At 31.6% G+C, this 25,326-nt stretch carries 20 protein-coding genes; 10 read left to right on the plus strand and 10 right to left on the minus strand.

Annotated features, from left to right (window positions below; translation table 11 throughout):
• Positions 1-24: 24 nt before the first annotated feature.
• From IU405_RS10415 to IU405_RS10440, 6 genes are all read left to right on the plus strand, one after another.
• Entirely contained in the window at positions 25-753 is a 729-nt protein-coding gene (locus IU405_RS10415; RefSeq protein ID WP_197438546.1) for a type III pantothenate kinase, read from the plus strand.
• Positions 750-2,045, plus strand: a complete 1,296-nt coding sequence (locus IU405_RS10420) for a TonB-dependent receptor (protein ID WP_197438547.1) — start codon at positions 750-752, stop codon at positions 2,043-2,045. Before IU405_RS10415 ends, IU405_RS10420 begins: the two co-directional genes overlap by 4 nt.
• Positions 2,046-2,061: 16 nt before the next feature.
• Positions 2,062-3,405, plus strand: coding sequence for a tetratricopeptide repeat protein (locus tag IU405_RS10425; RefSeq protein ID WP_197438548.1), 1,344 nt, complete (start codon positions 2,062-2,064; stop codon positions 3,403-3,405).
• Positions 3,405-3,971, plus strand: a complete 567-nt coding sequence (gene lptC / locus IU405_RS10430; protein WP_197438549.1) for an LPS export ABC transporter periplasmic protein LptC — start codon at positions 3,405-3,407, stop codon at positions 3,969-3,971. Before IU405_RS10425 ends, lptC begins: the two co-directional genes overlap by 1 nt.
• Positions 3,972-4,189: 218 nt before the next feature.
• A complete protein-coding gene (locus tag IU405_RS10435; protein ID WP_197438700.1) occupies positions 4,190-5,452 on the plus strand; it encodes a hemolysin family protein in 1,263 nt (420 codons plus the stop codon).
• Between the two features lie 120 nt (positions 5,453-5,572).
• Complete coding sequence (locus tag IU405_RS10440; RefSeq protein WP_197438550.1) at positions 5,573-7,663, plus strand: peptidylprolyl isomerase; 2,091 nt, start codon at positions 5,573-5,575, stop codon at positions 7,661-7,663.
• Positions 7,664-8,052: 389 nt separating this feature from the next.
• Here the strand turns inward: IU405_RS10440 and galE are convergent, their stop codons facing one another.
• Positions 8,053-9,063 (minus strand): UDP-glucose 4-epimerase GalE, encoded by a 1,011-nt coding sequence (gene galE / locus IU405_RS10445; protein ID WP_197438551.1) that lies wholly within the window; start codon positions 9,061-9,063, stop codon positions 8,053-8,055.
• Positions 9,064-9,081: 18 nt separating this feature from the next.
• Positions 9,082-10,248 (minus strand): DegT/DnrJ/EryC1/StrS family aminotransferase, encoded by a 1,167-nt coding sequence (locus IU405_RS10450; protein ID WP_197438552.1) that lies wholly within the window; start codon positions 10,246-10,248, stop codon positions 9,082-9,084.
• Between the two features lie 74 nt (positions 10,249-10,322).
• Here IU405_RS10450 and IU405_RS10455 point away from each other — a divergent pair, with 74 nt between their 5' ends.
• Positions 10,323-12,704, plus strand: coding sequence for a penicillin acylase family protein (locus IU405_RS10455; RefSeq protein WP_197438553.1), 2,382 nt, complete (start codon positions 10,323-10,325; stop codon positions 12,702-12,704).
• A 103-nt stretch (positions 12,705-12,807) separates the two neighbouring features.
• On the opposite strand, the gene IU405_RS10460 is transcribed toward IU405_RS10455, so the two are convergent.
• From IU405_RS10460 to IU405_RS10495, 8 genes are all read right to left on the minus strand, one after another.
• Positions 12,808-14,214, minus strand: a complete 1,407-nt coding sequence (locus IU405_RS10460) for an exonuclease domain-containing protein (protein ID WP_197438554.1) — start codon at positions 14,212-14,214, stop codon at positions 12,808-12,810.
• Complete coding sequence (gene rpe / locus IU405_RS10465; RefSeq protein WP_197438555.1) at positions 14,215-14,871, minus strand: ribulose-phosphate 3-epimerase; 657 nt, start codon at positions 14,869-14,871, stop codon at positions 14,215-14,217.
• Between the two features lie 121 nt (positions 14,872-14,992).
• Positions 14,993-16,045, minus strand: coding sequence for a phytase (locus tag IU405_RS10470; RefSeq protein ID WP_197438556.1), 1,053 nt, complete (start codon positions 16,043-16,045; stop codon positions 14,993-14,995).
• A 77-nt stretch (positions 16,046-16,122) separates the two neighbouring features.
• A complete protein-coding gene (locus IU405_RS10475; protein WP_197438557.1) occupies positions 16,123-18,948 on the minus strand; it encodes a TonB-dependent receptor in 2,826 nt (941 codons plus the stop codon).
• A gap of 212 nt (positions 18,949-19,160) precedes the next feature.
• Positions 19,161-20,024, minus strand: coding sequence for an RNA polymerase sigma factor RpoD/SigA (locus IU405_RS10480; protein WP_197438558.1), 864 nt, complete (start codon positions 20,022-20,024; stop codon positions 19,161-19,163).
• A gap of 129 nt (positions 20,025-20,153) precedes the next feature.
• A complete protein-coding gene (locus IU405_RS10485) occupies positions 20,154-20,768 on the minus strand; it encodes a deoxynucleoside kinase (RefSeq protein ID WP_197438559.1) in 615 nt (204 codons plus the stop codon).
• Positions 20,769-20,829: 61 nt separating this feature from the next.
• A complete protein-coding gene (locus tag IU405_RS10490; RefSeq protein ID WP_197438560.1) occupies positions 20,830-21,507 on the minus strand; it encodes a response regulator transcription factor in 678 nt (225 codons plus the stop codon).
• Entirely contained in the window at positions 21,500-23,074 is a 1,575-nt protein-coding gene (locus tag IU405_RS10495) for a sensor histidine kinase (RefSeq protein ID WP_197438561.1), read from the minus strand. Before IU405_RS10495 ends, IU405_RS10490 begins: the two co-directional genes overlap by 8 nt.
• A gap of 117 nt (positions 23,075-23,191) precedes the next feature.
• Between IU405_RS10495 and IU405_RS10500 the strand changes: the two genes are divergently transcribed.
• The 3 genes from IU405_RS10500 (at position 23,192) to IU405_RS10510 (ending at position 25,319) form a co-directional block, all read left to right on the plus strand.
• The gene (locus IU405_RS10500) at positions 23,192-23,548 is read left to right on the plus strand and encodes a hypothetical protein (RefSeq protein WP_197438562.1); all 357 of its coding nucleotides are present in this window, start codon (positions 23,192-23,194) and stop codon (positions 23,546-23,548) included.
• Positions 23,549-23,550: 2 nt separating this feature from the next.
• Positions 23,551-24,384, plus strand: a complete 834-nt coding sequence (locus IU405_RS10505) for a GLPGLI family protein (RefSeq protein ID WP_197438563.1) — start codon at positions 23,551-23,553, stop codon at positions 24,382-24,384.
• 110 nt (positions 24,385-24,494) lie between these two features.
• Positions 24,495-25,319: a GLPGLI family protein gene (locus IU405_RS10510; RefSeq protein WP_197438564.1), complete on the plus strand. Its 825-nt coding sequence runs from the start codon at positions 24,495-24,497 to the stop codon at positions 25,317-25,319.
• Positions 25,320-25,326 lie beyond the last annotated feature (7 nt).

The raw sequence follows: 25,326 nt of genomic DNA on the forward strand, positions 1-25,326 counted from the left end.
TTTGAACTTCATTTAAAATTAGGAATGAATTTAGCAATTGATGTTGGAAATACAAGAGTGAAAGCAGCTGTTTTTCATGGAGATAACTTAATTGAAGTCACTATTTTTCCTGTCGAAAAAATCATTTCTGAAATTAAATTTATAACGAAAAAATACACCTTAAATGATGCAATCATCTCTAGTGTTGCTTTTATTTCAGAAAAAAAATTAGAAAAATTAAGAAAAATCCTTTTGCTTTTAGAGGTTTCATCAGCGATGAAACTCCCTTTTCACAATCTTTACAAAACTCCAAAAACTCTTGGTGCGGACAGGATAGCACTTATTGCGGCTGCAACAAAATCATTTCCAAATAAAAATGTATTGGTTATTGATGCAGGAACATGCATAACTTTTGACTTTGTTGACAAGAATGCAACCTATTTTGGTGGTGCAATTTCACTTGGAATAGCCATGAGGTTCAAAGCGCTGCATCATTTTACTGGCAAATTACCACTATTAGATAAAAAATATCTTGATAAATTTATTGGGCAAAGTACTGAAGAAAGTATAAATTCAGGGGTTGTAAATGGCGTAATTCAAGAAATTGAAGGCGTTATTGGGCAATACAAACAAAAATTTAATGATTTTACAATAGTTTTAACAGGAGGAGATACAAATTTCTTGTCTAAACAATTAAAAAGTAGCATATTTGCCAATCAAAATTTCCTCCTTGAAGGACTGAACGAACTATTGATTTTTAACAAAAACAAATGATTAGAAATATTCTAATACCTTTTATCTTTTTTATAACTGCGTCAACTCTTTTAGCTCAAAGAACCAATTCTTCTCCCTATTCTTTTTTTGGTATTGGAGAAAAGTTTAGCAACACAACTGTTGAACAAAGTTCAATGGGTGGAATTGGAGTTGCTTTCAGCAATTATGGTTTTTTAAACTTTACAAATCCAGCTGCATATGCAGATTTAAAGTTTGCAACTTACTCCTTTGGTATGTTGAATAATGATTTAACTGTAAAAAGCGCAACATCTTCTCAAAGCAGTACTTCAACGAGTTTATCATATATTGCTCTTGGATTTCCAATTGGATCAAAAGCAGGATTTTCTGCTGGGATGCAACCAGTTTCATCAATAGGATATTCACTCTCAACATCTGTTTTTGATGCAGATGATCGATTAACTCAACTGAGTATTTTTGAAGGTAATGGTGGTGTAAATCGTTTATACGGAAGTTTTGGAATGAAAATTACCAAAAATTTATCTTTAGGAATTGAAGGTGATTTTAATTTTGGTAATATTGAAAACGGAATTTCAGTTTTAAGAGCAGATGTGTCACTTTCTACTAAATATAATGAAGTAAGCAGAGTTAGTGGAGGTTCTTTAAAATTTGGAATGCAATATCATAAAGAACTTGAAAATAAATTAGTAATTAGCACAGGAGCAACTATCAAACTTGCGAACAGTTTAACTGTAACAGGTGATGATTACTTATATTCATTGACATTTTCTCCTACAGGAAATGAAGTTCCAAGAGATACTATTTCTTCAAACCGAATTTCAGGAAGCTTTAATTTGCCAGTTAAAACAAATTTTGGAATTGGAATTGGAAAATTTGATAACTGGTATGCAGGAATTGAATATGAAAATCAAGATGCTTTGACAACAACAGGTTTATTATCTGGAGGAACAAACAGTGCGTACAATTATGGAAAATCTAGCCGAATTTCATTTGGTGGATTTTTTCTTCCAAAAGTTAATTCTATTTCAAGTTATTGGGAAAGAGTTACTTACAGGGCTGGTTTGCGATATGAAAAAACAGGATTATCTGTTGATGGTTCTGGTTCAAATACTAATTTTACACCAATTGATGATTTTGGCATATCTTTTGGTTTAGGGTTACCATTAAAAAGATTATCAACCATAAACATGGGATTTGAGTTTGGTAAAAGAGGTACTTTACAAAATAATTTGATTCAAGAAAATTATTTTAATTTAAGAGTAAGCTTATCACTAACAGATATGAACTGGTTTATACAAAGAAAAATTGATTAACAAATACCAACAAAAAATGAAAAATTTTACATTACTTATAGCTGCAACTATGCTTTTTACAGTAGTAAAAACGAATGCTCAGGAAGATTTAACGCAAGAATGTACCATTAAATATAATTTATTTAAAGGAGATTTTAATTCAAAAAAGTTTGATGATGCTTATACAAATTGGATTTTTTTGATGGATAAATGTCCAGATTTGTCTGTAAATATTTACAAATACGGTTCAACTTTAGCTGAGGAAGTAAAAAAAGATCCAGCATTGGCTAAAAAAGTATACGAACAAAGATTAAAGTATTATCCAAATGATAATCCTGCAAAAGTTCACAGTGATTATGCTGATTATTTAGCAAAAAATAATTTAGCTTCTGATGATGAAATTTTTGCAATTCTTGAAAAAGCGTATAAAATTTCTCCTAGAGATATGAGCGTAAAAAATATTTACAAATATTTTCAAGGAGTAACTGATAAATTTAAAGATAATGATCCAAAAAGAGTTTTTGATACCTATGATGACGTAATTGAATCGATTGGAGAAAAGTTAGATGACTATACAACAAAAATCAATGAACTTACAAAAGATTCAACAAAAGTTTTAGATGAAAGACAAAAAAGGTCATTGAATGCTTATCAAATAAATTCAGGAGCATTAGGTCAAATTGAGGAAGGATTAGACAATATTATTTCTGAAATTGCAACTTGTGATAGATTGATTCCTTTGTACAAAAGAGATTTTGAAACCTATAAAACAGATGCAACTTGGTTAAGAAGAGCTGTATCAAGAATGTTTAATAAAGGTTGTCAAGAAGATCCATTATTTGAAACACTTGCAAAAGCATATGCTGAAGCAACTCCAAGTCCAGATTCTTATACATTTTATGCAGGTATTTTAGATAAAAACGGAGATGCAGCAGGAGCAAATGCAATGCGAAAAAAAGCCTTTGATTTAGAAACTGATCCTTTGAAAAAAGCAAAATATAAATTGAATGCTGCAGAGCAAGCAAAATCAAGAGGACAACTTTCTGTTGCAAGAGCTTTAGCGAGAGAGGCATTAAGTTATAACCCAAATTACGGAAAAGCATATTTATTGATTGGAAGATTATATCAATCTAGTGTTAATGAATGTGGAAACAACGAATTTGAAAAAAGAATGGTATATGCAGCAGCTTTAAGACAAGCTCAAAAAGCAGCAGCTGTTGACCCAAGTATAGGTTCAACTGCAGCAAGATACATTGCAAGTTATAAAGGAAACTTGCCAGATAAGAAAACAATTTTTACTTCTGGAAAAAGAGAAGGTGATTCATATTCAATCAAATGTTGGATTGGCGAAACCGTAACTATTGATTCTAACGGAAAATAATGAACCGTTTTAAAGACTTTTTAATAAAAAGCATTGCTGTAACTTTTTGTTCAGTAATGCTTTTTTCTTGTACTAATAATACTCAAAAAGTCAGAGATTTTTTGGCAGATAAAAATTTGCCTCTCGGAATTGCAAGAGACGCAAATCATGTTTACAAAGATTCAGGGAGAATCACTTCAAAATTAATCACTCCAATAATGCTCGATTTTAGCAATCGAGATGAACATCCTTATAATGAGTTTCCAAATGGTATAAAAATCATTAACTTTGAAAAAAATACAATTGACTCAGTAACCATAACAGGAAAATATGCGATTACATATTCCAAAACTTCCATTTCAGAAATAAGAGGAAAAGTATTGGTTGTGAATCACACAGACAGATCAATCTTAAAAACAGAACAACTTTTTTGGGATGAAAAAACCAAATATTTTGTATCGGAAAAAGCATTTATGTTGATCAAAGAAAATGATACAATTTATGGAATTGGTTTCGAATCAAAAGACGATTTAAGTGAACATTTGGCAAAAAAAACAACAGGAAGATTAGAATCAACAGAAGAATAAATTATGAACAGACTTTGGAAATTTTTTCAGTACGGATATTTAATGATTGCATTTATTTGTATTGTAGAAGGAATAGTTCGTTGGAATTCTGATAGATCAAGATCCTATTTATTTATAGGTTTTGCTATTTTAATTACCATCGTATTTTTCTTTAAAAGACATTTCAGAAAAAAAGTAGAAAAGAGAAATAGTCAAAACAAGTAGTATTTTTGATGCTCATGGAAATAGAACTGATTATTATCTTTACTTCAATTTTATTATCCGCTTTTTTTTCGGGAATGGAAATTGCATTTGTTTCAGCCAACAAATTGCACATTGAACTCGAAAAAAAGAGAGAAGGTTTTATTCCTAAAATTCTAAAAAAAATCACTCATAAATCATCTAAATTTATCACTACAATGTTGGTTGGAAACAATATTTCATTGGTGATTTATAGTTATTATATGGGCAGAATTTTGGTGAGATTATTGCCATTAGAAAATTATAATGAGTTTACCAATTTGTTAGTTCAAACTGTTATTTCCACCATTATAATCCTAATTACAGCTGAATTTTTACCCAAAGCAATTTTTAGAATTTATGCTAATGATGCTTTAAAAATTTTTGCGATTCCTGCTTTTTTCTTTTACTATTTATTTCATTTTTTCTCTTCTTTCATCACTGCAATTTCTGATTTTTTTCTACGAATTTTTTTCAAAGTAAAAGCGGATGAACAACAAACAGAATTTAGCAAAGAAGAATTGGGGAATTATATCAATGAACAATTAGAAACGGGAAATGATGATGATATTATGGATTCTGAAATCCAGATTTTTCAAAATGCTTTGATTTTTCAGAATGTAAAAGCTCGTGAAGTGATGGTTCCAAGAACAGAAATTGTTGCTTTGGAAATGCATGACAAAGTTGTGAATTTGAAAAATTTATTTATTGAAACGGGCTTGTCTAAAATCCTGATTTATCAAAATTCTATGGATGATATTGTTGGTTATGTGAATGCATTTGAACTTTTTAAAAAACCAAAAACTATTAAATCTGTCATTTTACCACTTGAAATTGTTCCTGAATCTATGATGATTAATGATATTTTGAATACATTAATAAAAAAACGAAAAAGTGTTGCAGTGGTTGTTGATGAATATGGAGGAACATCAGGAATGATTACTGTTGAGGATATAGTGGAAGAACTTTTTGGAGAAATTGAAGATGAACATGATGTTCAAGAATATATAGAAGAAAAAATAAGTGAAACTGAATTCAAATTCTCTGCTCGAATTGAAGTAGATTATTTGAATGAAGAATATGATTTAGAAATTCCCAAATCAGAAGCTTATGAAACATTGGGTGGTTTTATCATAGAACATACAGAAAATATCCCTAGTGAAAATGACAAAATTCTTATCAAAGGTTTTGAAATTACTGTACTTAAAATGAGTGGTGCAAAAATTGAAGAAGTGTATTTGAGAATTTTAGAAGTTGATTAAAATTGTGTTTACAATTCATTCAAAAACAAGCAATTCATTACCTTATATTATATCAAAAATCGGTTGCAATATTCAACTCAAAAATCGTATATTCGCCACCTGAAATTAAATCAATGACGCATGGCAGTTTTATCAAAAATTAGAGAACGTTCAATGTTCTTAATCATTATTATTGGATTAGCACTTTTTGCATTTGTATTGGATCCATCTACTTTAGGCGATTTTTTCAACTCAAGTAAAATGAATGAAGTTGGAGAAATTAATGGAGAATCTATCACAACTCAAGAATTTATCCAAGAAGTAGAACAATACAAACAACAAGTAGGTGCAAATGTTCCTGAAATGCAAGCAGTGAATGCTGTTTGGGAAAATATCATCAGAAAAAAAATCTACCAAAATCAACTTGCAGAAGCAGGAATTACGATTGGTGAAGCTGATGTTTGGAACGAAATAATTAGTGCACCTTTTGTGCAAAGTAGTCCTGAGTATCAGAATGAAGCAGGTTTGTTTGACGAACAAAAGTTCAAACAATTTTTAGCAGATACTAAAGAAAACAACAAGGATTTGTGGGCTCAATGGTCTAATTATATGAATCAAGTCAAAGAAAATCTAGCAACAACTACCTATAATAATTTGATAACTGCAGGTTTGGGAGCTTCTTTGAAAGAAGGTGAAAATGAATACATTTATGAAAATAAAAAGTTGAATGCAGAATATGTGTATGTTCCTTTTACTTCAATTTCAGATGATGTTGTAAAAATAAAAAAATCAGAAATTGAAGCTTATATAAAAGATCATGAAGCTGATTTTAAAGTAGATGCTTCTGTAGATATTTCTTATGTATCTTTTGATATTTTACCAACGTTAGAAGATGAAAATGAGTTGAAATCGGATGTTGCTTCTTTGATTGAAGACTTTAAATTATCAACAAACGATGCTATTTTCTTATCAGAAAATGAATCAGACACTAGTTTAAATGATGCTTTTCAATTCAAAAATCAAGTAAATGCTGAAGTTTCTGGAAGTATTTTTTCAGGAGCAAAAGGAGATGTTTTTGGACCGTATAAAGACAATGGATTTTTAAAGATTTCAAAAATTACTGAAATAGCACAAATGCCAGATTCTGTAAAAGCAAGTCACATTTTGATTCCTTTTGTAGGTTCGCAAAGAGCTACACCAGAAATCACAAGAACTGAAGACGATGCTAAAAAATTAGCTGACAGTATTTTAACTGTTGTAAAAACTACAAAAGCGAAGTTTGAAAGTTTAGCGAAAGAATTTTCATCTGACAAATCAAATGCTGATAAAGGTGGAGATTTAGATTGGTTTACATATAACACAATGACTCCTGAGTTTAGAGATTTTACTTTTAAAGGAAAAACAGGAGAAATGGGTGTCGTTAAAACTCCTTTTGGATTTCATATTATAAAAATTGACGAACAAAGAAACAATCAAAATGTTGTAAAATTAGCAACTTTAAGTAGAAAAATTGTTCCTTCTGAAGCTACAGAGAATAGTGTTTTTAGAAGTGCAGAAGAATTTTCGTTGGCATTATCAAACAACAAAAAGTTTGATGATGTTGCCAAGCAAAAAAAATACACAGCAAAACCTGCTGTTGGAATAAAAGCTTTGGATGAAAATGTTCCAGGATTGGGAATGCAAAGACAAATTGTAAGTTGGGCTTTCAATAAAGAGACAAAAATTGGTGATTTCAAACGTTTTGATTTAGAAGGAAAACACGTTGTTGTTACCTTGACAGCTACTCAAGAAAAAGGATTGATGTCTGCAGACAAAGCAATTAATACAGTAAGACCTATTTTAGTAAACGAGAAAAAAGCAGCAATGTTAGTTGAAAAACTAAATGGTTCTAGTTTACAAGATATTGCTAAAAAGAACAATACAAATGTAAGAACTGCTGAAAGCGTTACTCTAAAAAGTCCTACACTTTCTGGAGTTGGAGTAGAACCTAAAATTGTTGGTGCAATGTATCATGCTAAGGAAAACAAAATTTACAATGCAATTGTTGGTGATAGAGGAGTATATGCTTTTAAAGTAACGAAAAAAGAAAACCCTACAGCATTGCCAAATTACGAAATCAATAGAAAAAGAATTGTTGATACAAGAAAAAACTCAACCTATAAAATGTATGAAGCAATTAAAAAAGCTTCAGATATTGAAGATAATAGAGCCAATATTTATTCAGTAAATTGATAGGATTACCCATCAAAATTACTGTTTTAAAAAATAAAAATGCCCCAAAAAGTCAATTGCTTTTTGGGGCATTTTTAAATATGTGATAGAAATTTTTGAATATCAGATTTTCAATTTTAAGTTAACAAATCCAAATTATTATTAAATTGAAAACCTTGAAGATTAGTATATTGATCAAAATACTTTCCTAAAGTAGAAAAAGTAGGTATATAATGAAATTCTAAAATCTATTTTTATATACTCATCAAGAATAATTCACAAAAGAATTGATAAAAAGAAAGAAAAATATTTTTAAAAATAGAAATAAAACATACTTTCAAGAATGAGAATTAATTTTCCCGCCCTTTGGGCACCTCCCGAATAAGTCGGGAGGAATTTAAAGGAGAGAATTAACCCTGTTTCAATTGCCATTGCCAAGCAGAGGCTAAGGCTTCTTCAAGGCTGATTTCTGTTTTCCAGTTCAGTTCTTTATTAGCGATGGTGGTGTCTGCATAGGCTGCTGTGACATCTCCTTCACGTCTTGCAACGATTTTATAGTTTAGTTTTAGGTTGTTTACTTTTTCGAAGGCATTGATTACTTCCAATACAGAACTTCCTTTTCCAGTACCAATGTTGAAATATTCAAAAGTGGTTTTGTTTCTTTTTTCCATCAAACGTTTTAACGCTGCAATGTGTGCTTTTGCCAAGTCAACTACGTGAATGTAATCTCTTACTGCTGTTCCGTCAGAAGTAGGATAATCATCGCCAAAAACGGATAATTCTTTGCGGATTCCTGCAGCTGTTTGCGTAATGAATGGAATTAAATTTTGTGGCACTCCCAATGGCAATTCTCCAATTTTGATAGTTGGATGCGCTCCTATTGGATTGAAATAACGCAAAGCGATTGAATTGATTTTGTGAGCGTTGCTAGCATCTCTGATGATTTCTTCGCCAATTTGCTTGGTATTTCCATAGACAGATTCCGCTGCTTTTACAGGCGCTTCTTCCGTAATTGGCAATTCGTCAGCCTGACCATACACTGTGCATGAAGAAGAGAAAATAAAGTTGTCTAAGTTACGATCTCTCATTTCTTGCAATAAATAAATCAACGAACTTAAGTTGTTTTCATAATATTCTAAGGGTTTTCCCATACTTTCTCCTACAGCTTTGTAAGCTGCAAAATGAATAATCCCGTCCACTGAATGTTTGTCAAAAAGCGCTTTTAAATCCTCTTTTTTACGAGTATCCATTTGATAAAAAGTAGGTTTTTTTCCTGTGATGGCAGTGATATTCTCTAAAACATCAATAGTTGTGTTTGATAAATCATCGATAATTACAACTTCAAAGCCTTCATTTTGAAGTTCTACCACTGTGTGAGAGCCTATAAAACCAAGACCTCCTGTTACTAAAATTGTTTTCATGTTATGGTTGTTGATTGTTTATTCGTTTAAAAAATGGATAATTGTTTGTGTGATAAAAGTCAATTGTTCCTCATCTAATTCTGTATGCATAGGCAATGAAATGACTGTTTTTATCAATTCATTGGTGACTGGAAAATCCGCTTCATTGTATCTTGAATCCTGATATGCTTTTTGTGCATGCAAAGCCACAGGATAATAAATAGCATTTGGAATTCCTTTTTCTAGCAAGTGTTTGTGCAATGCATCTCGTTTTCCATTGGTAATTTGCAAGGTATATTGATGATATACATGGCAATCACAAAACGCACAAATTTCGCCACAATTTTTGGTAGTATTGGATTGATTTGTAGGTGTAATAATTGCAGGATGATTTTTGAAAGCCTGATTGTAAAAACGTGCAGCATTTCTACGAGCATTGCAATAGGCATCTAAATGAGGCAATTTGGCTTTTAAAACACCTGCTTGAATGGAGTCTAATCTTGAGTTTACACCCACTACATCATGATAATAACGCTCGTACATTCCGTGATTTACAATGCCACGTAATTTGTGCGCCAAGGCATCATCATTCGTAAAAATAGCTCCTCCATCACCATAACAACCCAAGTTTTTGGAAGGAAAGAAAGAAGTTGTCCCAACAATTCCAATGGTACCCGCTTTTTGTTTGCTTCCGTCTTTGAACGTGTAATCAGCACCAATCGCTTGTGCATTGTCTTCGATGATGTATAAATGGTGTTCCTTGGCAATTTCTAAGATCGCTTCCATATTGGCAACTTGTCCAAATAAATGCACAGGAACAATTGCTTTTGTTTTTGGAGTGATGGCTTTTTTGATGGCCTCAATATCAATATTGAATGTTTTAGCATCCACATCAACCAAAACAGGTGTCAATTGCAATAAGGCAATCACTTCCACAGTTGCTGCGAATGTAAAATCGGCCGTAATTACTTCATCACCAGGTTTTAAATCTAGCCCCATCATGGCAATTTGCAACGCATCAGTTCCGTTTGCGCAGGGAATGACATGTTTTACATTCAGATATTTTTCTAAATCTTGTTGAAACTCTTTTACAAGTGGCCCATTGATATACGTTGCTGTATTCAGCACCTCTTGAATGGAATGATCAACTGTTTCTTTGATTTTTTCGTATTGACTTTGTAAGTCAACCATTTGAATTTTTTTCATCTAAGTAGCACATATTAGAGCATCAAAAATACGATATAAATCTCTTATCTTTGACAAGTTCTAAAACTTTCCGAATGAAAAACATAAAAAAGTTTCTAAAAATAGCGGGTATTTTATTGGTTTTATTGGTGATTGGTATTTTATTTTATGCAAATTCCCTAAAACCAACTTATGAAGGTAGAGTTCAATTACAACATCTTTCGAAAGAAGTAGCCATTCATTTTGATGAATTTGGAGTGCCACATATCAATGCCAAAAATCAAGAAGACGCTTATGTTGCTTTGGGATATTTACATGCTCAAGAACGTTTGTGGCAAATGGAGTTGATTCGCAGAATTGCCCCAGGAAGATTGTCGGAAATTTTCGGAAAAGACTTGTTGCCAACAGATGTTTTTTTCAGTGGTTTGGGAATTGAAGAAGCTGCAGAAAAAGCCATTGCCAATTTAGATAAAAATTCGGAAGCGCATCTATTGACCCAAAAATATTTGGATGGAATCAATCAATATATTGAGGAAGGAAGTACGCCCATTGAGTTTACTCTGGTAGGTATTAAAAAGGAAAAATACACCATCAAAGATGTGTACAATGTTTTCGGATACATGGCTTTTAGCTTTGCAGTAGCGCATAAAACAGATCCGTTATTGACGGAAATCAGAGAGAAATTGGGTGATGCCTATTTGAATGAATTCATGAATACCTACAATGAGAATTTGACGATAAATAAAACAGAAATTCAACCCATTAAAGCCAATTTATCAAAAGCAGTCAGTGGTATTATGAACACGTTGCCAGTTGCTACTTTTATTGGAAGTAATTCTTGGGTGATTGGCGCAGAGAAAACAAAAAACGGCAAGGTTATTTTTGCAAACGATCCACATATTGGTTTTTCGCAACCTTCAGTTTGGTATCAAAATCACATCAAAACTCCTGAATTTGAAATTTACGGATTCAACATTGCGTTGATGCCTTTTCCGTTATTAGGGCATAATAAAAAAATGGCTTACGGATTGACCATGTTAGCAAATGACGATTTGAATTTTTATATCGAAGAAAATAATCCAAAAAATGCATTGGAATACAAAACAAAAAATGGATATGAAAAATATGAATTGCGAACAAAAACCATCAAAATTAAAGACGCTGCAGATACTACTTTTACGGTAAAAGTAAGCAAACACGGGCCAATCATGAATGGTTTGGTGACGCATATTGAGGATGAAAGACCCATTGCCATGTATTGGTTGTATACCCAATTGGAAAACAAAACCCTGGATGTTGCTTATGGCATGAGTCATTCAAAATCGTTATCAGAATTTAAAAAAGCAGCTGAAAAAATTCACGCTCCAGGATTGAATGTGATGTATGGAGATGCTGACAATAACATTGCGTGGTTTGCGTCTGCAAAATTGTATCAATTGCGTGATGGTTTGTCTTCAAAAATGTATTTGAATGGCGCTTCAGGAGAAGACGAAATTTTGGAAATTTTGCCTTTTGAAGAAAATCCGCAAGCCGTAAATCCAAGCAGTCATTATGTGTATTCTGCGAATAATCAGCCAGATTCTGTAAGAGGAAAATTATATCCTGGGTATTATCAACCTCAAGATAGGGCAAAAAGAATTGTGAATTTATTAGAAATTAAAAACGATTTCACCAAGGAATATGTGGCTAAAATGTTGAATGACGTTACTTCAGCAACCGTTTCTGACATCAGTAAAGACTTGATAAAAAATCTATCCATCAGGTCCTTATCTCCGTCTGAAAAAAGAGCCATTTCATTGCTGGAAAATTGGGATGGAAATTATCTGAAAGAAAGTGTTGCACCTACTATTTACAGTCGATTTTTGTATGAATTGATTACTGCAACTTACCAAGATGAATTGGGAACTGCATTCGAATTATTTTTGAATTCACAATTGCAAGACCAAGTTTTACCTACTCAAATCAATCATGAGAATTCTGTTTGGTGGGATGATATTGCTACAAAAAACAAAAAAGAAACTCGTCAAGAAATCATTCAACAATCATTTGCTAAGGCATTTTTATTTTTGCAAAATCAATTGGGTACCAATGTAGATGCGTGGAAATGGGAACGTGTTATTTCCGTAGAACATGAGCATCCAATTGGAAAAGCAGGAGGGATGTTGCGTAAGATATTCAATGTTGGACCCTTCCAAACGAATGGCGGAAATGAAGTCATCAACAATCAAATATTTAGTTTGAATGAAACTGGAATTTATAAAATTACAGCAGGACCTTCAACACGAAGAGTGATTGATTTTTCGGATGTTGACCATAGTTTGTCGATTTTGCCAACAGGACAATCAGGGAATATTTTTAGCAAACATTATAAAGATCAGGCTGAAATGTTTGTTGATGGAAAGTTTATCAAAATGAAATTGGATGCTTCAGAAATCGATAAATTGCCAAGAATGTTGGTGTTGATGCCGAAGAAATAAGGTGTATTTGCTTTTGGATTTGATTTTGATTTTTGGGTGATGTTGATGAAAATGAATCATTGAAACGTATCAATTTGTACTTTCCATTTCATCAAAATTCGTTTTATTGAATGTTTTTTGCAAATAATTCACTCTTATTTGTAAAAAACTCACTATTATTGGTGCTTTCTTTTCTTATGTAAGAAGCTAAAATTCGCTGAATATCTCTATTGTCTTTTTGAGGTTCTACAAAAAATTGATAATCTTCTGGATTTTCTAAAAGTACTGATTGTTGTCTTTCTACAAAGCCAAAACCTTTGTAAATTCCATCTAAAATCAGTGCAAATCCAATTTCATTTTCAGTTCTCCCTGTTACTTTAATGACCAAATTTTCGGCACCAATTCCAACTGATTTTATCGCTTCATGAACTCTTACATTATAGGATTCAACAGCTTCTTCATCACAACAAATGCCTTTACATTCTTTGATTTGATAGTGAAAACAACTAGAAACATTGGTTTGTAAATGACAGTATTTGGGGCACAATTCAAATTCTTTGCACAAATATTCTAGATGATTTCTACATTCTGAAACTGTATAATATTTTGTAATTGGAGTTGGAATCAATTTTAATCGATTGTAAGCCAAGTGTATAATTCCTTTTTGGTCTTCATATGCAAACAATCCTACAGCTTCACCCGCTTTTCTTTGTGCTCTGTTGTATTTGGGATATATTTTTTTAATTTCTGAGGATTCTAGCAACAAAGCCAACAATTCACTTCCTGTAATTGTATAGGAAATATGAGCGATTTCCAAACACATGTTTTGCTCTTTTTTCTTTTTGTCGTAAAAATGACTGATGACTCTTTGCTTGATATTATTGGCTTTTCCTACATAAATTACCTCTTTTGCAGCATTTTTAAAATAGTAAACACCAAAAGTTTCAGGTAAATTATCTACCACAATTTTATCTAATAAAGGAGGTAAAGTGGCTTGTCTTGACTTGGCATGCAAAAAAGAATTGATGATAAATTGATCATCTCTTTCTATCAATCTGCGAAACAATTCAGTGGTCGCTTCTGCATCGCCTTTTGCTCTGTGTCTTCCATTGATTGGGATGTTTTCAGCACTGCAAATATTTCCTAAACTGTAAGATTGAAGTCCAGGAATGATTTTTCGTGACAAGCGAACTGTGCACAATTTTTTTCGTTTGAAATCAAATCCCAAGCTTTTAAATTCATCCTGAATAATATTGTAATCGAAATTTACATTGTGCGCAACAAAAATGGTGTCTTGCGTAATTTCTGCAACCTTTTTTGCAATTTCATAAAATTTTGGCGCATTTCGAACCATGGCATTGTCAATTCCTGTCAAATTTGTGATGAATGAAGGAATGTTTTGCTCAGGATTTATCAGTGATGTAAATTCGTCAATGACTTGTTTTCCATCAAAAAGAAAAATGGAAATTTCGGTTATTTTCTGTCCTTTATACCCATTTCCTGTGGTTTCTATGTCAACAACTGAAAACAATTAATTGATCATTTTCTTTAAATCAGCAATGGTTTCTGTAGGATTTTTTGCACTAAAAACGTAGCTTCCAGCAACTAACACATTAGCACCAACTTCTATCAATGCATTGGCATTTTTATCAGTAACTCCACCATCAATTTCTATCAAACAAGATGATTTTGAAAAATCAATCAAATTTTTAAGTTGCTGTACTTTTTTGTAGGTATTTTCAATAAATGATTGTCCGCCAAAACCAGGATTTACGCTCATCAAACAAACCAAATCCAAATCAATAATAATATCTTCTAAAACTGCAATGGGTGTATGCGGATTTAAGGCAACTCCAGCTTTCATTCCAGCAGCTTTGATGGCCTGAACAGTTCTGTGCAAATGCGTGCAAGCCTCATAATGAACCGTTAAAATATTGGAACCCAAATCAGCAAAAGTTTGAATGTATCTGTCAGGATCCACAATCATCAAATGCACATCAATGGTTTTTGCTGCATGTTTGGTAATTGCTTTCAAAACTGGCATTCCAAAAGAAATATTGGGTACAAAAACACCATCCATAATGTCAATATGAAACCAATCAGCTTCACTATTATTGACCATTTCTATGTCGCGTTGTAAATTTGCAAAATCTGCCGCTAAAATTGAAGGAGCTACTAAATTACTCATTTTTTTGATTTTAAGTTTTACAAAGATAAAGCATCAAAAGAAGGTTCGCAAAGAAAAAATGTGACATAAAAAAAACTTCGATTTTTGATCGAAGTTTTATAAGAATTTGTATTCTTAAAATTTATTTTTGTTGAATATCAATTTGATTTTGAATGATTCTCCAATCATAAAAATGAAAAGTCATCCCATTACTCATTGCAACTAACATTCCTTTTGGGAATTTCCCTCCTAGATTTATGGATGTTGCATCTGCGCCATCACATTCAATGGTTGAAGTTGGGAATTCAGCAATTTTTTGATGCAAATTAGAATCATTTTTTGAGCCTTCTCTTTTGTAAACAACGAAGGTGTTTTTTTGCTGATTGGAGACTAAAATATAACCTGTTGTTGATGATTTTTTATAAATCGCAATTCCTTCATGATCTGATTTGAAATCGTTTTGACCAAAAAAAGCCAATTCTGAATTGTTATTTTTAGAAGGATCAGCAATGTATTTTCTTATGCCAACTTGTTCGTCTGAATAATAAATAAAACCTAATTCATTGTCAACAGCAATGGCCTCAATCTCTTTTTCACCACTAAATTTTCCAAATTCCCGAACCAATCTAGCACTCACATTTTTGTTTTCTGATGCAGATAATTCATATTGCCAAAGATAGTTTTCATTGGGTCCAAATTTTCTGCCAACAATCGCAAAAATAGTGCTGTCTGAAGGTCTTGTGTACAAAGCAACTCCCATTGGATCTCTGTCTTTTTCACCAACAAAAACTTCAATTCCACCATTGTCAATAGGTTTTAAATCAGGTAAAGAAAAAATTCGAATTCGATTTTTTTCTCTTTCAGTAGTCACAGCAATGTCTATTTTTTGGTCACCAATTTTGAGTCCGTAAGCAATATCTACGTTGTTTGGACGCCCCATATTTATAAAACTGTTTACGATTTTTCCTGCTAAATCATATGCATACAATCCTCCTCCTGTTTCTTTATCAGTACCAATAATCAAACTTTTTGATGCTTCAGATGGATGAATCCAAATTGCAGGATCATCAGTGTCATGAGGTGTTGGTTGGGTAACTACACTTGGTTTAAGTGCGTTTTTTGCAACAGGTGCCAATTTATCTTTACAAGAAATCAATACAATACTGATTGCTAATAAGTGAAAAACTTTTTTCATAATTTGTTGTTCTTTTATTTAAATAAGAAAACGGGATGATTCCCGTTTTCTTATTATTTTTAAATTAAAGTTTTTGATTATAGGTCGAATTTTAAACCTAGATTAAATCGAGCTTGGTAATATTCAACCTGCATTGTTCTTGATGAAATTCCTTGGTAATAACGCAAAGGTTGATTTGTCAAGTTGTTTGCTTCTGCAAAAATTCTCAATTTGCTTGTCAATTTATAAGAAGCATTTGCATCAATAAATAATTGTTTGTCGTAAAAACGATCTTCAAATTCGTCTCCACCCAATTCGTCTAAATAATCTGCTGCATAATTAAGAGAAACACGAGCAGAGAATTTTTTGTTTTCCCATGACAATGAACTGTTAATCATGTGTGGAGCAGTTCCTGGCAATGTAACATCAGTTCTCAAATCTCCACTTGAATTTGTAATTCCATTTGCTTTGGAATCTGTATAAGTATAGTTTACATAAAGACCCAAACCTTTGAAAAATTTACCTGGAATAAAATCCAATTGTCTTTGAAAAGCTACTTCAAATCCATAAACATCTACACTTTCTCCATTTCGTTGTTGTGTCAAGGACCAATTTCCAGGATTTACGGTTGGAATTGGATTTGTTTGATTTGGAAAATCTGCAGCAAATTTTGCATTCGTATATTGATTATCACGATATGTGTAAATAAAATCATTTAATTTTTTATAAAAAACACCACCTGAAAGTAATCCTACAGATTTATAGTATTTCTCTACCATGAAATCAAAATTGTAAGCGAAAGTTGCATCTAAATTTGGATTTCCAGCAGCAATTTCTGAGTCATCATCAGGAACAACACTGATAAAAGGCGCCAAAGCATAGTAATCTGGTCTAGCCAATGAGGTTGTAAAAGCGGCTCTATACACCCAATCTTTTGCGCCATTATATTTGAATGAAAGACTTGGTAAAAGATTAACGTAATCATTGGTATTATTGATTTCTCCAATCAAATCATTTTCATCTAAAACATAGTTTGCTGTATAATCAATATCAGTAGCTTCCACACGCAAACCAGCAATCATAGAAAATTTGTCATTAAAATCTTGATCCCATCTTATGTAGGAACCATAAATATTTTCACTTGCTTTATAATTTAGGGCAAGATACTCTGCAGGGTTAGCAGCTTTGTCAAATAGTGTTGCATTGTTCAAATCTAAATTCCCTAAAAATGTATTTGTTGCGAAATTTCCAGCTATATATTGAGAACCCACTTGCCAATTTTCACCACCAAAAAATGAATTATCAATTGTATTTAAATTTCCAAAAGCGTTAATAGGATCATATTCGTAAAATATATTTTCTCTTTGTTTGTCTTTAATTCTCATTCTGAAACCAAAACGCAATCTTCCTTTTTGATTTTCAATGAATGAAAGTGGAGTTCTAAAATTCAATTTAAATCCTAATTCTGTTTCATCTGTATAATCAAAATTATCAGTAATTTCTCTTAATCTAAAATTGTTTATTGAGTTATCTCCAGTACCAGTAATTAAAGGAAATCTTTCGTCATTTAAGTTCATATTCAAATTAAGTCCTCTATTTTGAAACTCAATATATCTTTCATTAGGTCTGTCTTCTGCAGCTTTTGCAAAATTGAATGACCAATCCATATCTAGTTTTGAACTCAATAAATGTTCTCCTCCTAGAGAATAATTCTGAACAGTTTGCCTTTCTAAACGAGTTCTTTCATTTTTTTTGTCATCAATTCCACCTTTTGTTTGTCTACGAACATCACCAGTAAAACCTGTAATATCATCATTTGCATCGTAAACAGGTCTTATTCCTCTATATCTTGCACGATAACGATTTTCTAAATCATCTCTAAAATTATAAATTGCATTGAAATAGATAGAATTGTTATTGTTAAAAGAGTAATCAGTAGCAAAAGAGAAAGAGTTTCTAATACGTTGCACGTCATATCTTCTGATATCATATTCTTCAATATATACTTGGTCTTTTCTGCCTTTTACCCAAGCAGCCTCAATATTATCAGAACCAAATGTATTGTTATTGTATGATGAGCTTAACACTACTCCTAATTTGTTATCAAAAAAACGATCTCCATATACAAAACCTGCTGTATAATTTCCTTGATCTCTAATTGGGCTATAACCTCCAGCTAAAGTTCCAGAAATACGTTGTTTATTAGGTGTTGCTCTTGTTACTAAATTTACAGAACCTCCAATAGCATCAGCATCCATATCTGAAGTAAGTGTTTTATTTACTTCAATAGTTGAAATCATGTCAGCAGGAATTAAATCCATTTGCACATTTCTGTTATCACCTTCTGCTGACGGAATTCGATTTCCATTTAACATTACTGAGTTTAATGTAGGTGCTAAACCTCTGATAATGATGTTTCTAGCTTCACCTTGATCGTTTTGCATGGTGATTCCAGTAACTCTTTTTAAAGCATCTCCAATATTTGCATCCGGAAAACGACCAACTTGATCTGATGAAATAATATTGGTAATGTTTTGATTTGTTTTTTGTTTGTTAATTGCTTTTGCTTGACCTCTTAAACGATCTCCCAAAATAATAATTTCTCCTAATTCTTCAGTACCAGGTAACAATACAAGAGAAACATTTGTGTTTTTTCCTGCAATTACAGTAACCTCTTTTGAAAATTTTTGATACCCAATATATGTAATTTCCAATTGGTACGTTCCCACAACAACATCTAAAAATTCAAAATCACCATTGATGTCTGAAGTTGTGTATTTATTGGTGCCAGATAATTTTATGGTTGCACCAGGCATCGAAAAGTTGCTTTCACTTTCTGTTACTTTTCCTGAGATAACTCCTTTACCTTGTGAGTAACTGAACAGTGAAAATAGCATTGATAATACTAATAATAAATTCCTCATAAGTTTGATTTGTTTTTTGACTGCAATTTTAGGAGTATTTTTTGTTTCAAACGTAAATGGAAGTTTATATAAATATTTATTTAGTGTTAAAGAATGAGTTTGTTATGTTGTCTTACTTTAAATTACGGTATCTTAAAAGTTAAATCCATAAAAAAACCTTGGTTATTTACCAAGGTTTCGTAGTAACTATTTAAAAATGAGTTATTTGTATTTTATCCCAAATACGTCATCAATATTTTACTTCTTGAAGTATGTTTCAATCGTCTAATTGCTTTTTCTTTGATTTGACGCACACGTTCACGAGTTAAATCGAAGGTTTCTCCAATTTCTTCCAAAGTCATTGGTTGGTGTTCGCCCAAACCAAAATACAATTTTACAACATCTGCTTCTCTTGGAGTTAAGGTTTCTAATGCTCTGTTGATTTCGATTCTTAAAGATTCATGAATCAATTCTTTATCAGGATTTGGTGATTCTCCAGAGTTTAAAACGTCGTATAAATTAGAATCTTCACCTTCAATTAATGGAGCATCCATAGATACGTGACGTCCAGAATTTTTCATAGATTCTTTCACGTCATTTACAGTCATGTCTAGTTTTTTAGCAATTTCCTCAGCACTTGGTGGTCGCTCATTTTCTTGCTCCAAAAACGCATACATTTTATTGATTTTGTTTATTGAACCAATTTTATTCAATGGCAATCGCACAATTCTTGATTGTTCTGCTAAGGCTTGTAAAATAGATTGACGAATCCACCAAACTGCGTATGAAATGAATTTGAAACCTCTTGTTTCGTCAAAACGTTTTGCTGCTTTTATCAATCCTAAGTTTCCTTCGTTGATTAAATCGGGTAACGTTAATCCTTGATTTTGGTATTGCTTTGCCACAGAAACCACAAAACGTAAATTCGCTTTGGTCAATTTTTCTAAGGCTCTTTGGTCACCTGCTTTGATTAGCTGCGCTAATTCTACTTCTTCATCTGCAGTGATTAAATCTACTTTTCCAATTTCTTGTAAGTACTTATCTAATGACGCAGTTTCTCTGTTGGTAACCTGTTTTGTAATTTTAAGCTGTCTCATCTAATGATTTTATAGATTTTTAAATTCGTAAAAATTTTTACTACAAATCTTTATACGTATCAAAACAACATTTTGTTACAAAAAAGTAAAAAATATTTTTAAAAAGTTTTTTTGAGGGATGATTATTTTCTAAAATAATCCATTAATTTGAGCATCAATTCTGTCAATTACATATCCCAAATCTTCTTGATTGCTTACAAAATCAAGATTGTCAACATCAATAATCAGCAATTTTCCTTTGGTATACGTTGAAATCCACGCTTCATAACGTTCATTTAATCTGCTTAAATAATCAATACTGATGCTGTTTTCATATTCTCTGCCTCGTTTGTGAATTTGACCAACCAATGTTGAAATATTGGCTCTTAAATAAATCAATAAATCTGGAGGTGTAATTAAATTTTCCATCAAATCAAATAAGGAACTGTAATTGTGAAAATCTCTATTGGTCATCAATCCCATTGCATGCAAATTGGGTGCAAAAATGTGTGCATCTTCATAAATGGTTCTGTCTTGAATGATGTTTTTCCCAGTTTCTCTCAATTCTAAAATTTGACGAAAACGACTGTTTAAAAAATAAACTTGCAAATTGAAAGACCAACGTTCCATTTCTCCGTAAAAATCGTCTAAATACGGATTTTCATCAACAGATTCAAAATGTGGTTTCCATTTATAATGTTTGGCTAAAAGTTGGGTAAGTGTGGTTTTTCCAGCACCGATATTTCCTGCAATGGCAATGTGCATAATTACTTTTCTATGAAATTATTTCGAGTCGCTAATGTAGTAAAAAAAGATAGTATTGTGATTAATAAATTAATTTGTATCCAAAACCACGCACATTAATGATTTGAATATTTGGGTCATATTGCAGTTTTTTTCTGAGTTTACTAATAAAAACATCCATACTTCTGGCATTGAAAAAATCGTCATTTCCCCACAATTTATTAAGGATAAATGTCCTATCCAACAACTCATTTTTCTTTTCTGCCAATTGAAAAAGCAATTCAGCCTCTCTTGATGTCAATTGAAACGTTTTTTCGTTGATGGATAATGTTTGTTTGGTAAAATTAAATTGATATTTCCCAATGTCAATAGCCTCTAAATTCGTTTGAAATTCGATTCTGTTTAGCAACGATTTGATACGAACAATCAATTCTTCCATCGAAAATGGTTTTTTCAAATAGTCATTTCCTCCAATTTGAAAACCTTCTAAAACATCATTTGTTTGAGATTTTGCGGTCAAAAATAAAATCGGAATTCGTTTGTTTTCTTGACGAATTTCTTTCGCCAACGTAAATCCGTCTTTTTTGGGCATCATCACATCCAACACTAAAATATCAGGTTTTTCATTTTGATACATTTCCAATGCTTGAACTCCATTTTCTGCTAAGAACACTTGAAAATCTCTGGATTCTAAACTCTCTTTTACAATCATTCCCAAACTTGCTTCGTCTTCAGCTAATAAAATTTTTATCTTATTCATTTAGAAGTTGAATTTTAAAAATTGTTTGATTTTTGGTAGAATTTACTGCAATTGTTCCTTGGTGTTTTTCAATGATTTTTTTACAATAATACAACCCAATTCCAAAGCCTTTTACATCATGTGTATTTCCTTTTGGAACTCTATAAAATTGCTCAAAAATTCGTTCTTGCTGATTTTTTTCAATCCCATTTCCATCATCAGAAACGCTAATTTCAGTCTGTTTTTCATTAGAATTTATATTAATTTCAATCGAATTTCCACCATATTTTACAGCATTATCAATCAAATTTGAAATCACATTTTCCAAGTGAAAAGCATCTGCATTTATAAAAATTGTATCCGAATTTGATTGAAAATTGATGGATTTAGAATTGCATAATAATTGATGTTTGGCAACGATTTTTTGAATCAAATGGATACTGTCAATTTTTTCTTTTTTCAGCAATAATTGTTCACTATCTAATGTGGCAGTTTCCAATAATTTTTCAACCATTTGATGCAATTTTTCCAATTGCACAGAAGATATTCCCAAATATTTTTTGGTTTTCACTTTGTCATCCAACACATTGAAATTTTCAATAGCTTCAATAGCCGTTGAAATGGTGGCAATAGGTGTTTTAAATTCGTGGGTAATATTGCTAATCAAATCATTTTTGATGGTTGCCAATTCTTTTTGTTGTTTGATGATTTTCAGTAAATAAAACAAACAAGAAATGATTAAAAGTGATAAAATAAATGATAATAAAATACCTGAAGAACTGCGTTTTAGGGCTTCAAAATTGATGTTGTTATAACTCAATTCAAAACGTTCATTATCTTTCAGAAAAGTTGATTTTGAAAACACACTTTTTTCAAAATTATTGGTTAAAATACTGTCTTTTGAGGTGAAGAAAATGGTGTCTTTTTTATAGTGATTGAAAGAAAATTCAATAGGAATATTTTTTTGATTCAATTGATTTTTAACCAAAGAATCCAACTGTTTGTAGTCAATTTCATTGGTTGAAAAAGAAATAAAAATAGGTTGCAAACTTTTGATTAGTTTCAAACTATCAGCCACTTTTTTGCCAGTGAAAATTTGCAAGTCATTCTCTTTTCCAATTTTAATTTCCTTGATTTGTTCAGGAGAAATATCATTTATTGGATTGTTAATTTCTTTTAAATATTTTACAATGGTGTCTTTTTCTTTTTCAAAAGATCCATCATTACTTTTAAAAGAAATTTCAGTTACTTCAAATCTTGTTTTAATTTTTACTGTATCTTTTTTTATCCCTTCTTTGAATTTTTTAAAAGTAGTAGAATGTTTCAGAAGTGTATCCAATTTTGGGAAACTTCTTGAAGAAGCATCTTTTGAAGAATTGTTCAAATTGAGAATCGTTGTGTAATCCGTTTTTGCCAATTTTGCATAATATTCTTCAATGGCATTGTCTAAACTCAGCTGAATTTCATTGTCAACACGCACTTTATTTTCTTCGTAATTCTTGTAATTCCAGAAGAATTGAACTGAAATTGTGGCCACAATGGTAGCCGCAATAAAGTAAAAAATCAATTGGTATTTTTTTGTATTCATGCCTCAAAGATAGTTAGTTAACTTGATAAAAATGAACCGTTAACACACGTTAACACTCATTAACGCTGTAGAATATTTTTTTGAAAGATATTTGTCAAGAATTTAAAAACCAACATTATGAAAAAAATACTAATCCTTTCATTTTTGCTTTTTGCAAACATTGTTTTTACTCAAGAAAAAAAAGTTATTTCGGAAGTGAATTTTGAATCTATTGAAATTTCAGTGGATACTTTAGAAGAAATTGACACTATTGATTGGCAAGAAATGAGCGATATTTTCAAAAAAAACAAACCTGAAAGCAAAATTTCATTGAAAGTGACTGTAAAAGATATCAAAAAAGAGAACTACAAAGGAAGTTTTAGTATTACTTTGGGTGGTGAATCTCAAAAAATTGACAGTTTAGTGACACAATTAAAAGAAAAAGTATTGAAAATGAAACAATTAGTTATTAATTTTAACAATAAAAACAAGTAATAATGAAACCACATATCATCGCAATTGCCATTTTGGGTTTTGTAATCAACTCAGTTGCACAAGATTTTACAGGAAAAGCTGTTTATAAAACCAACAGAAAAACGGGTTTTAAAATAGGAGGGGATTCTAACATGTCTGAAGCTCAAAAACAAGAATTGGAAGAGCGATTTCAAAAAATGAATCAAAAAACATTCATTTTAGAATTTGATAAAACAACTTCTAGTTATAAAGAGGAAGAAAAATTGAACGCGCCAAATCCACAAGCAAATCTTGGAGGAATGCAAGTGATATCGGTTTTTGGTGGTGGAGGTTCAGGAAGTTTGTATTTCAAAAATTTGAAGGAAAAACGATTTGTTAGCAAAACTGACATCATGGGAAAAACATTTTTGATCAAAGATTCCATACCAAATTATGAATGGCAATTAACATCAGAAACAAAAAATATTGGAAACTACACCTGTTACAAAGCAACTTTTACTAAAGAAGTAGAAAATAGGATGATGACTGTTGAGAATGGAGAAACTAAACAAACCAAAAAAACAGAAACCATAATTACAACAGCTTGGTACACACCTCAAATTCCGATAAGTAATGGACCCACTTTTTATCATGGTTTGCCTGGATTGATTTTAGAGATTAATGACGGAAAAACTACCATTGTTTGCACGGAAATTGTGCTAAATCCCTCAGAAAAAATCACGATTTCTGAACCTGATAAAGGTAAAATAGTTTCTCAAGCTGAGTATGATAAAATCCAAGATGAAAAGAATAAAGAGTTGATGGAGCGTTTTCAAAGCAGAGATGGAAAAGGCATAGAAATTAAAATAGGAGGATAGTCATATTATTTTTGTTTAATTATTTTTTGTTCTCATTAAACTTTTAAGTTTTTTTTAAGTCTTATTTGAGGGTATTTAAAATACTTTTGACAAAAAATTAATCAAAAATTATGAAATCAATAACAATTCTCTTTTTAGCGTTCTTTTCTGTTGCCACTTTTGCTCAAAAAGATTTTCAAGGCAAAGCCATGTACATGTCCAAAACTACTATGGATATGAGCAGATTTGGAAATGAAATGACTGAGGTACAAAAACAACAAATGATGAATCGTATGAAAAGTTTTCTTGAGAAAACCTATACACTTACGTTCACAAAAACAGAAAGTTCTTTTAAAGAAGATGTAAAATTAGAAACTCCAGGAACCAATGGTCCAATGTGGGGAAGAAGCAATGGACAAGGCTCTATTTATAAAAGCCTAAAAGACAAGGAAATGATTGAAGATGTTGAGCAATTTAGCAAACGTTTTTTAATCGTTGAAAAAATGGAGCAACCACAATGGCAATTGACTTCAGAAACCAAACAAATTGGTAATTACACAGTTTATAAAGCAACCATGACTATAGAAGATAAAACTATAGATTTTGGAAGCATTTTTGGAAGAAGAAACAACAATCAAACTGATGATAAAAAAGACGAGCCAAAAATGATTGATGTAGTTGCATGGTATTCTCCACAAATTCCTGTAAGTGCTGGACCTGATAGATATTGGGGTTTGCCAGGATTGATTTTAGAATTGAATTTTGGAAGAACAACCATGTTATGTACAGAAATTGTGTTAAATCCTGAACAAAAAATTGAGATACAAAAACCAAATAAAGGTGATAAAGTTGAAAGAGAAGAGTATAACAAAATCATCAAAGAAAAAACTGACGAATTGAAAGAGCGTTTCCAAGGAAGAGGAAATGGAATGGGTGGAGGAAGAGGAAGATTCTAAGAAAACA

It is taken from the genome of Polaribacter sp. BAL334 (assembly GCF_015767435.1).
Lineage (GTDB): Bacteria > Bacteroidota > Bacteroidia > Flavobacteriales > Flavobacteriaceae > Polaribacter.

Excerpts from the sequence above, each read along its gene's own strand:
- IU405_RS10415 (WP_197438546.1), top strand. The coding sequence starts at position 25 with ATGAATTTAGCAATTGATGTTGGAAATACAAGAGTGAAAGCAGCTGTT.
- IU405_RS10420 (WP_197438547.1), top strand. The coding sequence starts at position 750 with ATGATTAGAAATATTCTAATACCTTTTATCTTTTTTATAACTGCGTCA.
- IU405_RS10425 (WP_197438548.1), top strand. The coding sequence starts at position 2,062 with ATGAAAAATTTTACATTACTTATAGCTGCAACTATGCTTTTTACAGTA.
- lptC (WP_197438549.1), top strand. The coding sequence starts at position 3,405 with ATGAACCGTTTTAAAGACTTTTTAATAAAAAGCATTGCTGTAACTTTT.
- IU405_RS10435 (WP_197438700.1), top strand. The coding sequence starts at position 4,190 with ATGGAAATAGAACTGATTATTATCTTTACTTCAATTTTATTATCCGCT.
- IU405_RS10440 (WP_197438550.1), top strand. The coding sequence starts at position 5,573 with ATGGCAGTTTTATCAAAAATTAGAGAACGTTCAATGTTCTTAATCATT.
- galE (WP_197438551.1), bottom strand. The coding sequence starts at position 9,063 with ATGAAAACAATTTTAGTAACAGGAGGTCTTGGTTTTATAGGCTCTCAC.
- IU405_RS10450 (WP_197438552.1), bottom strand. The coding sequence starts at position 10,248 with ATGAAAAAAATTCAAATGGTTGACTTACAAAGTCAATACGAAAAAATC.
- IU405_RS10455 (WP_197438553.1), top strand. The coding sequence starts at position 10,323 with ATGAAAAACATAAAAAAGTTTCTAAAAATAGCGGGTATTTTATTGGTT.
- rpe (WP_197438555.1), bottom strand. The coding sequence starts at position 14,871 with ATGAGTAATTTAGTAGCTCCTTCAATTTTAGCGGCAGATTTTGCAAAT.
- IU405_RS10470 (WP_197438556.1), bottom strand. The coding sequence starts at position 16,045 with ATGAAAAAAGTTTTTCACTTATTAGCAATCAGTATTGTATTGATTTCT.
- IU405_RS10475 (WP_197438557.1), bottom strand. The coding sequence starts at position 18,948 with ATGAGGAATTTATTATTAGTATTATCAATGCTATTTTCACTGTTCAGT.
- IU405_RS10480 (WP_197438558.1), bottom strand. The coding sequence starts at position 20,024 with ATGAGACAGCTTAAAATTACAAAACAGGTTACCAACAGAGAAACTGCG.
- IU405_RS10485 (WP_197438559.1), bottom strand. The coding sequence starts at position 20,768 with ATGCACATTGCCATTGCAGGAAATATCGGTGCTGGAAAAACCACACTT.
- IU405_RS10490 (WP_197438560.1), bottom strand. The coding sequence starts at position 21,507 with ATGAATAAGATAAAAATTTTATTAGCTGAAGACGAAGCAAGTTTGGGA.
- IU405_RS10495 (WP_197438561.1), bottom strand. The coding sequence starts at position 23,074 with ATGAATACAAAAAAATACCAATTGATTTTTTACTTTATTGCGGCTACC.
- IU405_RS10500 (WP_197438562.1), top strand. The coding sequence starts at position 23,192 with ATGAAAAAAATACTAATCCTTTCATTTTTGCTTTTTGCAAACATTGTT.
- IU405_RS10505 (WP_197438563.1), top strand. The coding sequence starts at position 23,551 with ATGAAACCACATATCATCGCAATTGCCATTTTGGGTTTTGTAATCAAC.
- IU405_RS10510 (WP_197438564.1), top strand. The coding sequence starts at position 24,495 with ATGAAATCAATAACAATTCTCTTTTTAGCGTTCTTTTCTGTTGCCACT.